A 14,256-nucleotide genomic window follows, 5' to 3' on the forward strand; every position below is an offset into this window, starting at 1 on the left:
CCTATGTGGACGGTAGCATGCACTGTTGCCCACGTCACTATCAAACGGCCGAAACTCGAGTTGAACCTCTGATGAGGCTATCGCTGCCGGCTTCGAGGGCACACAAATCCTGCGAACTGTTCACGACGGCGCACCCCAGCCGATCGACGCACCACTCGAGAGAAAGCTGTTATTGGACAACCATTTTCGCGATATCAAATCACCTTTGCGGAAAGCCACCTGGGCGTCGCAACATCGAAGATCTCAAAAGAATCCAGTTGCCGTGCCGTGTCAGACATGCGAAACCGACCCGGTGAGGATTGCCCGTTCGAGGTTGAAGAGACCGTAAAGGTGTTCTCGCCAGTGCTTCTCCGCCACAACAGCGTTTCCTGCTTCGACCAGTCGGACCAATTTTGCATAGTCCTCGATCACGCTAGGGATATACGCCGTATCGGCAACTGCATCCCGATCTGCCAGGCGCCGAATACTCATGGCGCGATGAGCGCCGAGTACATCCGTCAGCGATCTGGATTGCGTCTCGAGCGTCTTGTTCCCACAGTGCACTGCAATAAGGTTGTGGAACACCCGCGTGAGCGACACCCAACAAGCGAAGTCTGCAGCCGTGTCAACACCGGCCTCCCAAACCCGAGACTGATCCTGAACGCACGTCGTCAACTCTTCCAATCCTTCTGGAGTGCAACGGTCTGCCAGCAATCGCACGCAAATGGCACTGAATTCCGCCCGCGCCTCCAATAGGTCCGCAAGGGTGGTGCCGCGGGTCTGCAAGTACAGGCCGATGTGGCGCGACGCCACACTGAGATCGGGCAGACGCACCTGCGGCCCGCCATGCGCTCCGGTCAGCACCGTAATCAAACCCTCACTTTCGAGAATGCGGAATGCTTCTCGGAGCGTAGGGCGGGAGACCCCCAAATCCTCGACCATGCGCTTCTCCGGAGGGAGCATGTCGCCGGGGGGGATCTCACCGCGAACGATCAGACCACGCAGGCGATCGGCAATACGTTCAGAAGCCCTTGGTACACGCACGCTCGAGTGCGCGCCCCCTTCCCTAAACTGCGCATGCACGCCTTCACCGATCCCTTTCCGTCACTGATACGACGGCCCTAGTCCGCCGAACTGGCATCAGACTCTGTCCGCACCCGCATATCACCGATTCGAACGATCAATCTCGACCGAGTTGATCTCGCAGCAAAACTGACTGACCGCTGCTACACGAACAACGTCGTACCCCGACTTTACAGTGACCCCGAACACACGGTACAACTAGTTAACTTATTACTCGTTGTTATCCAACTTCGACACCAGTCAGATCGGATCCTTCGAAACCTGTCGGGTCAGATTCTTCGAAATGACGCCCAATCGGTGGCCTGCCCGCTTCCACTTCACCCATTCTTCATGCGCGTCCACCGACATCAGCGGCATCTAACCAACTCGTATCCGAACAGGAGAGAGACAAACATGGGAAAACTAGACTGCAAGGTCGCGATCATCACCGGAGCGGCCCACTTACAAGGTGTAACCACGCGGTGCACTGGACAGGAGCCAGGCGGTGGCCCTGGCCGCCGCCACGTGACCGCCCATCGCCGATGTCCGTAGATCGTCTCAGTTTCGGATAGCACTCGAAACCGTTGTGGCACAACTCTTGCACTGCAACTGGGCCCGGACTTCATCCGTGTCAACGCGATTCACCCGACGAACTGCAACACCGACGTGCTCCCCAGCGATCCGATGCCGAAGCGGTTTTCGCCGCTACTCAGGTCGTGCCGATTGCCTGGCTCGAACCGAGCGACTGAAAGTCGATGGCGGCGTACTCCTACGTCACACCCAGCCTTACGCCCACGCCTGATACACCCCGAACATCAGGTTCGACAACCGGACGGAACTTCCCACTAATGAGACATAGATTGTTCACACGTCTGACAACGCTGGCATCAGCTTTGGCCTTGGGAGCCACACTGGCCGCCTGCGGCAGCGCGAACAGCAATGAATCCTCAGACCTCACAGCCGATCCCAACGGACACCTCCGGATCGGATATGTCATCCCACCCGCGCCGTTGAATCCGTACAAAGTCGCGTCCGACATCGGGGCCTATTCCTACCTCACACCGGTCTACGACCGCCTCACTCAACTGGTGACAGCCGACGGAGGTGGTGGCGAACTGGCCCCGATGGTCGCAACAGAATGGGTATTCGCCGAGGACAGCAAGTCCGCAACGTTCACACTCCGTGACGATGTGACATTCGTCGACGGTGTCACTCTCGATGCCGCTGCAGTCAAGGCAAACTTCGACCATGCACTGACCGCCCCTGGCTCAACCATCGCGACGCACCTTTCGATGATCGAATCGATCGATGCAGTCGACGCGACGCACGTCCGGTTCAACACCAAGCGGCCTGCGGCTGACCTTCCGTACGTTCTCGCCGGTGCGGTTGGCTCACTGGTCAGCCCGCAGGCTCTGAACAATCCAGATCTGGATGTCAATCCGGTCGGTTCCGGGCCATACATCGCAACTTCGGTCAAAATCGGCGACTCTGTGGAATACGAGCGACGAGAAGGATACTGGGATCCTGAGGCTCAGCTCGCGAAGACCATCACCATCACCGGCATCGTCGACGACAATGCACGGGTGAACGCGCTGCGCTCGGGGCAGATCGACATGATGTATTCAATGGTGACCGGCTACGACCAAGCCAGCTCACTCGGTCGCGGATTCGACTTTTACTCCTACCCCGAGGCCAACGTTTATACGTTCTACCTCAACACCTCTCGTCCCAACGTCGACAATGTCAAGTTCCGACAAGCACTTAACTTCGCCGTCGACAGGGAAGGCATCAGCCGCTCGCTGACCTCCGGTCAGTGCGCTCCTACCGCCCAGCCATTCGCTTCTTCACGGGAAGGATACTTAGCAGATCCGCCCGTTGAGTACATCTACGATCCGGAGCGGGCACGTGAACTATTGAAGGAATCCGGTGTCGTGAACGCGACAGTTACCGCAGTACTCCCCACTGGGTTGTCACTCCATGAAGCAATCGCGTCGGCCGTGCAGGATCAGTTCCGCGAAATCGGCGTAACCCTCGATATTCGGCAGGCCGACGTTGCAACGACCGCCAGCGACTACGCGGCAGGATCCTACGACGCGTACATCCAGTCTCGTACCCCCATGCCGGCAGCAAATCAGACGCTCGCTCGGTACTTCCTGAACACCCGGTCCTTCCCAGGCACCGTGCCGGACGGGCTCGAGGAGGCCATCTTCGAATCCTACGATCCTGCTCTGAGTGATACCGAGAGGAAGGCCGTCATCGAAGGCGCAACCTCGATTGCCACCGAACAGGCACTTGACGTATTCATCTGCTCCGTTCCTACCCAATTCGCTTACAGCGACAAGGTTCTCAATGTCGAAGAGATGGGCATCTCGAACTTCCTGGGCATCTTCGACGCCCGCTACCTTGGTATCGCCTCGACGTAACTCCTCGTAGAAGAGAAACCGATCACCCGGCTGATACCGGTTTACCTCGTCACTACGTGACGGCAATGGCGCGGCCCGTAGAACGGGGCTCAAAGATTGAAAGGCAACGCTCGTGACCCAACCGATGATGAGGCGATTCGCAGACAAAGTAGTGCTGGTCACCGGCGCAGCGAGGGGGCAAGGTCGCGCCGAAGCTATCCGTTTTGCCCAGGAAGGGGCGAGCATCATCGCCATCGACCTGTGCGCAGATTTGCGGACCACCACATATCCCGGTGCAACGAAGGCTGACCTCGAGCAGACGGCCCGTGCGATTGAAGCTGAGGGTGGAAGAGTCGTCACAGCTGTTGCAGACGTCCGTGATTTCACTGCGTTATCGCAGGCCACTCGGGAGGGAGTCGAACAACTCGGCCGTCTGGACGTGGTGGTGGCTAATGCCGGAATGACCACCGCTGCACGCTCATGGGAGATCACTGCCGAACAGTGGCAGGAAACTATCGAGATCAACCTGACCGGAGTTTTTCACACCGCTAAGGCAACGATCCCGATCCTGATCGACCAAGGCGGAGGTGGATCCATCGTCATGATCAGCTCCGTGGCCGGACTCCGTGGACTACCACTGTTAAGTCACTATTCCGCGGCGAAGCACGGAGTGGTGGGCCTGTGCCGGGCGATGGCCAACGAATTGGCGAGCTACGACATCCGAGTAAATTCGGTGCACCCCTTCGGTGTCGATACCAACCTCAAAGTCGGCGAATTATTCGATCTACTCGAGGAGGAGCCCCACCTGGGGATATCGTTCGCGCCTACGCTTCCGTACTCAAAGAGCGATCCAGAGGACATCGCCAATGCAGTTGCGTGGATCGCATCCGACGAAGCCAGGCATGTGACCGGCATTCAATTGCCGGTTGATCTCGGAGTGATAACGAGGTAGACCGTCGCTGTCACCGCTCCGAAACCGATGAGGACGAAACCTATAGTTCCCGCAGTCTCGGACCGGCCTTCGGTTATGAGATCGAGCGGACTGGCAATTTTCATCGACTGCCGAGCTGCGAAGCAGATCACCGAATCTTGTTGGAAAGCAACTGCAGTCGCCACCGAGTTCGCACCCGACGGCATTCGCTGCGACGGAAACTTACAGAGGTGACGGCTACCGAAACACCGTCACCGACGTTCATCGGGGACTTGGTCGACGACATCTCGTCCTGCCGATGGGCTTCCTCTGTGCCCAATCCTCCTTGTTGGTGGAGAGACACTCGAAGTGACCGGAGCCGCCCCTGATCTGACGTACTCCTGCCGATAAGTGACATATCTGAACCAATCAAGGGATTCTGATGCACTCGAAAATATCGGTGAGCGGACTCTGCTTCCGATCACTCACCCTGCCCGCCCTTGTCGAGGAACTGCACCGACTGGGCGTCAATACCACGACGCTGCTCGCTCGCGACCTACAGACATTCGGCGTCGACCGTGCACGCGACCTACTTGCGTCATCGAATATTACCGTCGCCGCGCTGATCGGTAACTACCCCAAGGATCTGACAGATCCACAAACATGGGACCTCTCGTGTTCCGAACTAACCGACGCAGTCGACGCAGCGGTACTCGTGGGAGCACCTGCGGTATACACCGTCACCGGACCTCTGATCGGCGACGAAAATGCGTCCTTTGACGCATTCGCACGGTTTATCGAACCGGTTACCGCCCACGCTCGTAGGGCAGGAGTCGAGTTCCTGGTCGAATCCACACTGAACTCTTACTCGTATGTCTCCTTCGCACACACACTGGACACGACGATCCGCCTGGCCCGCCAGTGCGACATGGGAATCTGTTTGGATCTCTTCCACACATGGAATGATCCTGATCTCAGCCGGGTGCTACGAGAGTCGATCGACCGCATCTCACTTATCCAAATCGGCGACAGTGCAGTAGACAAGGACGGAACCACCCAGAAGCAGATCCCTGGGGAAGGCTCAGTTCCGCTGAACGACATACTCACACAGATTGTCAATGCTGGTTACAAGGGGGTATTCGACCTCGAAATCGACGGACCACTCATTGATGCTGTGGGCGGTTCCGCCGCCGCCGAGCGCGCCCTGACCTTCCTCGATCGAACACTGGCCGCAGCGCACGCCTAGTTCTCCGTCACCGAAATGCGAAAACAGCTGTGGCCCGTCGAATGAGACTCGACGGGCCACAGCCGGTCAGCATCCGGCGTCCATACCGCTGGAGCGAGTGCATTGACTGTAACTCCGTCAGCGCCCCTAGGACTTAGCCGAGCACCAGTAGCGCCGAGCACTTGCACTGCCGGTGCTACTGGTGGCTGCCCCGGCGACTGAGACACGCCTGCCTTCGAGCGACTGCACCACTCGCGCGCCTTCACATCGCGGCCATTTTTCCGCTGGTCGTTCAATCTTCGACAGCTTCAGTCCAGTGAGAGGTTGGCTACAACGAAGTGGGGTCTGCTACCTCCAGACAAACACACCGCAGACCCCTTGTTCGTTTGTCTCAGGTGTCTAAACGTCCCATTCCAACAAGACTCCACCGTTGGGTCCAAGCTGAGCCCCGGACTCCGTGGGAGCACCGCCCGGTGCGAGACGGTAGTTGGGAATACGCTTGTGCCACTCCTCCATAGCGATCTTCAGTTCACGTCGCGCCAGGTGAGAACCAAGGCATCGGTGCGGGCCGGCCCCGAAACCGATGTGATTGTTCGGGGTGCGATCGATCTTGACGTCCTTTGCATCCTCGTACACCGACTCATCACGCGTTGCCAGATTCAGCGGCACCGAGATCATCTCACCTGCTTTGATCGGGCAACCCGCTATCTCGGTGTCCCTCATAGCCTTACGTGCCGGAAGCACAATCGCGTAGGCGCGGATGAACTCCTCGATTGCAGTGGGAATGAGGTCCGGATCATCGACCAGTCGCTGGCGATCCTCCTGATGGGTCGCCAGGTGGTAGAAGCTGATGCCCAAGGTTGCCGAGACAGTGTCGAGACCAGCCATGAACATCAGCAGGCAGAACGACCCCATGTCTTCGTCGCTGACCGGCTTGCCGTCGACCTGGAATGCGATTGCGTTGCTGATGAGGTCGTCCCCCGGGTTTGCACGACGATCCGCGATCACCTCTGCGAAGTATTCGTTGACCGCGACCATAGCCTGCTCACGCTCACGAGTGAGTGCATCCGCGTCTGACGCGGACGGGTGCAGAATCGCATGCTCCCACTCCATGAAGCGGTCAAGATGCGCGAAGGGTAGACCCATCAGTTCAAGAAAGATGAAAGACGGAAACTGAAATGCGAAGTCCTGCATAAAATCGCAAGAGCCACGCTCCGCGATCGACTCGATCAGAGCAACCGCACGATCTCGAACCTTCTCTTCGAGGCGTTCGACCGCCTTCGGAGAGAACTGCGGTCCTAGTTGCCGGCGCCACTGAAGATGCTCGTCACCGTCAAGCATTTCGGGGATCCACTTGTAGGTGGGCTCCGGTACGAAAACGGTGACCGCGCTGTTCGAGAACGTCTCCGCATCCTGATAAACCGACAGGATGTCTTCGTACCGAGTCACGATGTAATGGCCGTTGGCAAAGTCGTTACGAATGACCGGAGCTTCGTCGCGTAGCCGGTCATATCGCGCGATCTTTTCACCGTATGGCATTTCCTCCATGTGGTTGAAGTTGTGAACGGGACAGGTCCGGGCGGTCTCCGCAGTACTCATGAACGCTCCTTGCAGTGAATGAAGTGGATTAATTGATGTCTAGGGTCAATCCGGCGGCTACGAGTGCGTCCCAGCTACGGATTTTCACCCGCGGTCGGTCATGGCTGGCACCGAGTTGAACCTCATGTTCGGAAATCGACATCCACGCGTCCCGACCGAGGAAGCGAATTCCCCTACCCTGCAACAGGTCTTCGATCGGCATGGCATCAACTTGTCGGCGACTGTGCAAATCGTCGCGATCGTCGAAAATCGCCTGGGCGGTGTCGTAAGCGTCGGAACGATTGGTGCCTAAGATTCCGCGAGGCCCGCGTTTCACCCAGCCAACCGCATATTCTCCTGATTCGGTACGGCCGTCACGTACAACTCGATGGTTCTCATGCGGAATTGTTGCAGTGCTGTCCACGAACGGGATTCCGTCGATCGGACGTGAACGGTAGCCGACAGCGCGTAGTACGAGATCCACCGGAATCTCGTCACTCCGCAAATTTCCGTCACCGGTATCCGTACCCTCAACGCGGAGACCCGACACAACTGCATCACCGAGGACCGCAGTGGGGCGGGTAGAGAAGTGGAAATGGACCCGCCGAGTGGCTCCCGTAGTTCCGCGCTGGGACCACGCCCGCAGCAACTTGATATTCCGCGCAGCCGCGCCTGTGATTCCTTCGGCCGATTCAGGCGGAATGTTGGCACGATCCACCACAATGTCCACGTCCGGCAACTCGCCGAGCTCGCGCAGTTCCTTTGTCGTGAACTTCGCGTGTTCCGCGCCGCGTCGCGCGATGATGTGCACGTCGGTGACCGCACTGTTGTCCAGTGCTGCCAGCGTAGCCTCGTCGATATCGGTCGATCGCAATGTCGCAGGACTCTTTACAAGGATCCGAGTGACATCCAGTGCAACGTTACCTGCGCCGATGACAGCTACCGCACGAACCGAGGCGAGATCGTAGCCGGTTGCTTCGGGATGACCGTTGTACCACCTGACGAACGACGTCGCAGACTCGCTCCCTTGCAACTGCTCGCCAGGAATACGAAGTTCATTGTCCGCATCAGCACCAGTGGCATACACGATCGCGTCGTAGCGCTTACGCAATTCTGCAACGTCGATGTCGACACCGACCTCGACGTTGCAGAACAATCTCACTGTCGGGCGATCGAGCACATCCTGGAGGGGTTCTGCTGCTGCTTTGATGTTCGGATGATCCGGTGCAACACCGTAACGCAACAGACCGAATGGAACCGGTAGTCGTTCAATCAGATCGACAGCGACAGCTGCCCCCTCTTCGAGAGTCAACGCATCCGCGGTGTACAAGCCCGACGGGCCCGCGCCGATAATCGCTACGCGCAAGGTGCGACTAGTTGAAATCATGGTTCGTTCACTCTCCGAACATCAGCTGATGCGAATGGCTCTTTCGGGGCATGCCTCGACGGCATCATGGGCTTTCTGCTCATCATCGCCCGCGGGAATATCGATCTCAGTCCTGTACGCGTATCCGCTGTCGTCGATATCGAACAGTTCCGGATCAACTTGGTAGCAGCGAGCATGACCCGAACATTTCGTCAGATCGAAAACTGCCTTCATATCACTCAACTTTCTTGTCAGTCAGGCCTTCAGAACGGCGATTTCCGGAGGTGGCCTGTCAGCTCTGCTTTCCTGCACCGAAGTACTGATCGACTATCGGTTCACCGCTCAGGCAGGTAGGCCCGATCTCAGCTGGCGTCATTCGCCGGCTCCGTTGACCAATGGCAGTTTGCCGAATTTTCGGGCGCCACCGAGTCGGCCCAGATCGACAAAGACTTTCTCTTGGCGCTCTGTGGCACTCACTTGCTCGTCCGGGAGATCTGCCTCGTGGAAGATAGCGTCATGTGGGCAGGCGGATTCACAGGCTCCGCAGTCAACACACTCGTTGGGGTTGATGAACAATTGCCGCTCACCCTCGTAGATGCAGTCGACCGGACACTCGCGGACACAAGACCGATCCATGAGGTCAACACAAGCGTCTGTAATGACGTAGGTCATGCCAATCCATTTCTGATTCAGGTGCTTTCGGGTTACCCGGAGGACACGCCCCACACAACAGTTTTGGTCTGCAGGAACTCGTCGACCCCGGCCGCGCCTCGCTCTCGCCCGAGTCCACTCTGCTTGTATCCACCGAATGGACCGTGCGGAGTGAGGCCTCCGCCCCCTCCGTTGACCGTTACGTAGCCTGTACGGATTCGTTGTGCGAGGGCATATGCGCGTACAGGATCCTTTGCCCACACACCGCCTGCCAGCCCGTAAATGCTGTCATTGGCGATCCGCACCGCTTCGTCGTCGTCATCGAAAGGAAGAACCACACCGACGGGCCCGAAAAACTCTTCCTGCGCAATCCTCATCGAGTTGTCTACGCCGACAAACAATGTCGGTTCAACGAAGAACCCCTTGTCGAGCCCGGCTGGGCGACCGCCGCCCACAGCGATGGTGGCTCCTTCCTCGACACCGATTCGAATAAGCTCCTCGACCTTCGCACGCTGCGCGGCGCTGCCGACCGGCCCCATGACTGTGCCTGGTAGAGCCGGATCGCCTACCTTGACCGCTGCCAGCTCTGACGTGACTAACTCGACGAGTTCGTCGTGGCGCGAGCGATGTACGAGCGTCCGGGTGAGAAAGGCACAGCCTTGGCCCGCGTGCAGAATGATGTCGCGCACCACGGACCCAACTGCCTTGGACAAGTCAGCATCCTCACAGATGATATTTGCAGACTTGCCCCCGAGCTCGAGAACTACTTTCTTCATCGTCGAAGCCGATTGCTCGATCACCTTGCGCCCGACAGCATCCGAGCCTGTGAAACTCACCAGGTCAACCATTGGGTTACTCGTCAGTTCGACAGCCACATCGATGTCACCGGAGACGATGTTGAGCACACCCGGCGGCAATCCGGCAGCCTCGGCAATCTCGCCCAGTACGAACGCCTCCAACGGAGTATTCGGAGCCGGTTTCAGAACCATCGTGCAACCAGCAGCCAAGGCGGGTGCCAGCTTCACCAGGTTGAGGAGAAAGGGAAAGTTGTAGGCGGATATCAACGCCGCAACGCCGAACGGCTCTCGCTGTACAACGCCCTGGCCAATGCCCCTACCAACGAACGGCGCCAGTGGGGTCTCCATCGGAAAGGTCCGCAGAACCCGATCGGCGGTGTCTCGGAAATGTGCGATCGGAATCGCAACTTGAAATGTTTCGGCACCGATACGGGTGCTACCGGACTCCGCAATATTGAGCTCGATCAGTTCTTCGATCCGACTCTCCATAGCGTCTGCCATCCGGAGCATGATCGCCGAGCGTTCACTGACCGACATCCGAGGCCACGGGCCATCGTCGAATGCCGTTCGCGCGGCCCGAATTGCCCGGGTGACGTCTGCAACCGACGCCACGGGTGCGCGTCCGATCACTTCTTCGGTGGCGGGGTTGATGACCGGCTCAGTGCGAGCAGACTCGCCGGAAACCCACGCACCATCGATGAAGAGACGGTGATATTCCTTGAGCATGTTGATCCTTGGAGGGTTGCTGCCCACGACTACGCGGAGCTTGGGCGACTTCGGGGCGTGTCAGGCGGGGGCGTAGGGCTGGGTGTGACGTAGGAGTGCACCGGCATCGACTTTCAGTTGCAGGCCAGTGACGTAACGGGAATCATCGGAGGCGAGGAATACCACCGAGTTGCTGATGTCGCTCGGTTCGAGCCAGGCAATCGGCATGACCTGAGGAGCGGCGAAAACCGCTTCGGCGTCTTCGCGGGTGGGTTGCTCGAGATCCGGGCGAAACACGCGGTACATCGGATCGCTGTGGAGCATGTCGGTGTTGCAGTTCGTCGGGTGAATCGCGTTGACACGGATGAAGTCCGGGCCCAGTTGCAATGCGAGGTCGTGAACGAACTGGGTCACACCCTTCTTGGAGTGGCTGTAGCCGGCGCCGCCGGCGCCGTGCGCGGGATTATCCGTGGCGCCCTTGGTCATTGCGGCTACCGATCCGGTCGCGATGATCGACGCCCCGGCCGAGAGGTACGGGTAGGCGGCGCTGACGGTGTTGATCACACCCACCAGATTCACATCGACGGCGTCGAGGAACGCTTTGCGTGGTACACCGGCACCAAGAGGGCAGATTCCGGCATTGGCGACCACGATATCGAGGCGACCGAGTTGTGCCACACCGGTTTCGAGCGCTGTCCGCAACTGAGACGGTTCACGGACATCGGTGCGGGCGGTCACGCAGCGGCGGCCTTCCTTCTCTACCAGTCGGTGGGTCTCGTCAAGATCCTCCGCGGTGGCGAGTGGGTAGCCGTTGGTGTCGATGTTCTCGCAGATGTCGAGTGCGATGATGTCGGCGCCCTCAGCGGCCAAGGCCACTGCGTGGCTACGACCTTGGCCGCGGGCCGCTCCGGTGATGACCGCAACCTTGCCGTCCAGTTTTCCCATGAATTGTCTCTCTCCTGTTCGGATACGAGCTAGTCAGATGCAGATGACCTCGGTGGACACACACGAAAGAAATGGGTGAAGTGGAAGCCCACAGGCCACCGATTAGGCGTCATTTCGAATAATCCGACGTGTTCGGTTTCGAAGTTGGACCACAACGAACAATAAGTTAACTAGTTCTACCATGTGCGGTCCGTCACTGCAACGACCGAGCAGATCTGCACCGCACCCAATGCCTACACTTAAAGATGCTTTGCTTTGGCCCATTCCCCGTTCGAACGTGCCAGGAAGGCGCCGTGCCCGTCAATCCAGCCTTCCCGCGAAGCCTCGAGGTCGCCCATCGGCCGGTCACTCATGCCGCACACGCGACCACGAAGGCATTCGACTATTGCGTGACGTAGTGCACTTAGTTACGGTAGTTTCGTCAGCGTTTTCAGGATGCTCGCCACTATCGGCAGTATGTGCGACTGCGGACAGGTCAGAGACAGTGTCAGAGCATGGCGCATGACCTCGAAGTATCTCCCCTGCATTTGAATTGCCCGGCCCGACTCCAGAGACAGCCAAATTTCGGAGGAGATTGACCATGCAACACCAGAAAGTGGAATTTTTCGGGCTGGGGCCATGGAAGCCCGCTCCCGTCGTTCCCGATTCAGGCTCGAGGACGGTGCACGACGCATCCGGACGAGCGATGACCGCCTTCAAAGCGCGCACCGACATCAAGAGCGCATCAGCGACATTCGCCAACTCGCAGCACTCCTTGGACTACACCGCCAATCTACCGCCCGCGGAATTCGAGACCGCTGCACCGAGTTCGCGATGAGGATCGGATTCATCGGAGCAGGCAGGATGGGTGAGCCGATCATCGAACGCCTGATCACTGCCGGGAACGACGTCGTCGTCCTGACTCGACGACCCGAAACACGTTCCGCTGCAATGGCAAAGGGGTGGAACACCTCCGACACAATCGAGCAGACAGTGCAGTCCGCCGAGTTGGTCATCAGCATCGTACTCAATGACGAGCAGGTGCAGGCCGCGTTGCTGGGATCGGGTGGCGCCGTCGAGGCTATGGCACCGGGTGCAATCCTGGTGCAGCACACCACCTGCGATCCCGACACAGCAGTCATGGTTGCCGACGCAGGGGCTGAACGGGGCGTGCAGGTGCTGGACGCTGCCGTCTCCGGCAGCCCACAAGACACGGCTGCCGGTCGCCTCACGCTCTGGGTGGGAGGCGATGAATCCGTGCTCGACAGCGTCCGTCCCGTACTCGAGACCTATGGCTCCCCGGTGATGCACGTCGGTCCGATCGGTCACGGGCAGCGTGTCAAGCTCGTCAACAATGCGCTCTTCGTCGCGCAGGTCGGACTTGCTGTCGATGCCGTACGCCTCGCTGCGGCCGTCGGAATCGGCGAGGCCGAGATCCTGGCCGCCATCCAGCACGGCAGTGGCGACAGTCGAGCACTGAGCAGCCTCGCCTGGATTGGGGTCGACTCTGTCGGTATCCGCCTCGCAGAGCTCATGCTCAAGGACGTAGCCGTCGTCCGACAGATCGCCGATCGGACCGGAGCTGATCTGGGACTGATCGGGGAGGTGCTTTCCTCAGAGTTGGTCGAACAGAAAGTGCTGTACTCGGGCGCGCCGCCGAAACGCGAGCTCATCGAGCAGACACCACTGACCCCGGGCTCGATGAAGCAGTCGACGTGAACATCGCGTGGCCGATGCCGGCTACGTTTGCCGGCGCGCTGAAGGGACACTCATGACTGAACTCGGCATCGAGTACCAAACCGTGCTCGGCCTACCACCGGTGGATTTCGTCCACCTGGCAGCAGATCTCGGATGCCACCACATCTCGATGAAGGTGGCCGGCGGCGGCGGACCGTACAACCCCTACGACCACCCGGCCTATTCCATGCTCGATGACGTGCCTCTGCGTCAGAGTTTCCTCGCGGCAATGCGCGATCGCGACGTGTCGATCTCGCTGGGTGAGGGATTTGTGGTCCAGCCGTCCCACGACCTTCGTGATGAAGATGCGAACCTGGATGTGATGGCCGAACTCGGGGTCACCCGGGTCAACGCCGTGACCATGGACCCTGACCTACCGCGCAGCTTCGACCAGCTGGCTACGTTCGTAGAAATGGCAGCCGGCCGAGGAATGACCACAACGATGGAATTCGCGAAGTCGCTCACTGTTCCCGATCTACCGACAGCGTTGCGAGCCCTCGGGCACGTCGGCCGGTCGGACTTCAGCCTGCTGGTCGACACGATGCACTCCTCTCGCTCCGGCCACGGCCCAGAAGATCTGGTGATGCTCGACCACGAATATGTCGGCTACATCCAACTCAGCGACAACACACTCGTGCAGCGGAACCCCGTGTATCGGGACGACTCGATCGACCGTTGTGTTCCCGGTCAGGGTGAACTGCCGGTGGTGGAGATACTGGCGGCGTTGCCACCCGTCCCCGTGATCGGCGTCGAAGCTCCGATGCGATCCTTGGCCGCAGCGGGCACCTCGCCGCAAGAGTGCGCGCGTCTTGCCGTCATCGGGGCGCGGAAAGTGCTTGACGCCGCCGACGAGATCCGGCGGCTGCGCGCTCTCGGTTGCCACACGTGACACCCAATCCCCGTTCCTGACGCCGGACGAG

At 59.2% G+C, this 14,256-nt stretch carries 13 protein-coding genes and 1 pseudogene; 7 read left to right on the plus strand and 7 right to left on the minus strand.

Going from position 1 to position 14,256, the window contains the following annotated elements; translation table 11 throughout:
• Window positions 1-270: 270 nt before the first annotated feature.
• On the minus strand, window positions 271-1,023 hold the full coding sequence (locus ACFRFQ_RS30050; RefSeq protein ID WP_378665233.1) for a FadR/GntR family transcriptional regulator: 753 nt from the start codon (window positions 1,021-1,023) through the stop codon (window positions 271-273).
• Between the two features lie 612 nt (window positions 1,024-1,635).
• On the opposite strand from ACFRFQ_RS30050, the pseudogene ACFRFQ_RS30055 reads away from it, so the two are divergent.
• The 4 genes and pseudogenes from ACFRFQ_RS30055 to ACFRFQ_RS30070 all read left to right on the plus strand — a co-directional run.
• Window positions 1,636-1,758: pseudogene (locus ACFRFQ_RS30055) on the plus strand (SDR family mycofactocin-dependent oxidoreductase); the annotation flags it as partial.
• 143 nt (window positions 1,759-1,901) lie between these two features.
• Window positions 1,902-3,464 carry an ABC transporter substrate-binding protein gene (locus ACFRFQ_RS30060; RefSeq protein WP_378665234.1) on the plus strand — a complete coding sequence of 521 codons (1,563 nt, stop codon included), beginning with the start codon at window positions 1,902-1,904 and terminating at the stop codon, window positions 3,462-3,464.
• Window positions 3,465-3,588: 124 nt separating this feature from the next.
• Entirely contained in the window at window positions 3,589-4,395 is an 807-nt protein-coding gene (locus ACFRFQ_RS30065) for a mycofactocin-coupled SDR family oxidoreductase (protein WP_378665268.1), read from the plus strand.
• Between the two features lie 400 nt (window positions 4,396-4,795).
• Window positions 4,796-5,599, plus strand: coding sequence for a sugar phosphate isomerase/epimerase family protein (locus ACFRFQ_RS30070; protein ID WP_378665235.1), 804 nt, complete (start codon window positions 4,796-4,798; stop codon window positions 5,597-5,599).
• A gap of 378 nt (window positions 5,600-5,977) precedes the next feature.
• Here ACFRFQ_RS30070 and ACFRFQ_RS30075 read toward each other — a convergent pair whose 3' ends face one another.
• From ACFRFQ_RS30075 to ACFRFQ_RS30100, 6 genes are all read right to left on the minus strand, one after another.
• Window positions 5,978-7,177 (minus strand): cytochrome P450, encoded by a 1,200-nt coding sequence (locus ACFRFQ_RS30075; protein ID WP_378665236.1) that lies wholly within the window; start codon window positions 7,175-7,177, stop codon window positions 5,978-5,980.
• A gap of 28 nt (window positions 7,178-7,205) precedes the next feature.
• Window positions 7,206-8,543: an FAD-dependent oxidoreductase gene (locus ACFRFQ_RS30080; RefSeq protein ID WP_378665237.1), complete on the minus strand. Its 1,338-nt coding sequence runs from the start codon at window positions 8,541-8,543 to the stop codon at window positions 7,206-7,208.
• Between the two features lie 21 nt (window positions 8,544-8,564).
• Entirely contained in the window at window positions 8,565-8,756 is a 192-nt protein-coding gene (locus ACFRFQ_RS30085; RefSeq protein WP_378665238.1) for a ferredoxin, read from the minus strand.
• 138 nt (window positions 8,757-8,894) lie between these two features.
• On the minus strand, window positions 8,895-9,194 hold the full coding sequence (gene fdxA, locus ACFRFQ_RS30090; RefSeq protein WP_378665239.1) for a ferredoxin: 300 nt from the start codon (window positions 9,192-9,194) through the stop codon (window positions 8,895-8,897).
• A 32-nt stretch (window positions 9,195-9,226) separates the two neighbouring features.
• Window positions 9,227-10,696, minus strand: a complete 1,470-nt coding sequence (locus tag ACFRFQ_RS30095; protein ID WP_378665240.1) for an aldehyde dehydrogenase family protein — start codon at window positions 10,694-10,696, stop codon at window positions 9,227-9,229.
• A gap of 60 nt (window positions 10,697-10,756) precedes the next feature.
• A complete protein-coding gene (locus tag ACFRFQ_RS30100; protein ID WP_378665241.1) occupies window positions 10,757-11,620 on the minus strand; it encodes a mycofactocin-coupled SDR family oxidoreductase in 864 nt (287 codons plus the stop codon).
• 580 nt (window positions 11,621-12,200) lie between these two features.
• Here ACFRFQ_RS30100 and ACFRFQ_RS30105 point away from each other — a divergent pair.
• Genes ACFRFQ_RS30105 through ACFRFQ_RS30115 form a run of 3 tightly spaced genes read left to right on the plus strand, consistent with a single transcriptional unit; the run spans window position 12,201 to window position 14,225 of the window.
• A complete protein-coding gene (locus tag ACFRFQ_RS30105) occupies window positions 12,201-12,437 on the plus strand; it encodes a hypothetical protein (RefSeq protein ID WP_378665242.1) in 237 nt (78 codons plus the stop codon).
• Complete coding sequence (locus ACFRFQ_RS30110) at window positions 12,434-13,318, plus strand: NAD(P)-dependent oxidoreductase (RefSeq protein ID WP_378665243.1); 885 nt, start codon at window positions 12,434-12,436, stop codon at window positions 13,316-13,318. Before ACFRFQ_RS30105 ends, ACFRFQ_RS30110 begins: the two co-directional genes overlap by 4 nt.
• A 52-nt stretch (window positions 13,319-13,370) precedes the next feature.
• Window positions 13,371-14,225: a sugar phosphate isomerase/epimerase family protein gene (locus ACFRFQ_RS30115; protein ID WP_378665244.1), complete on the plus strand. Its 855-nt coding sequence runs from the start codon at window positions 13,371-13,373 to the stop codon at window positions 14,223-14,225.
• Window positions 14,226-14,256 lie beyond the last annotated feature (31 nt).

Source organism: Rhodococcus sp. NPDC056743, assembly GCF_042790355.1.
Taxonomy (GTDB): Bacteria; Actinomycetota; Actinomycetes; order Mycobacteriales; family Mycobacteriaceae; genus Rhodococcus_F.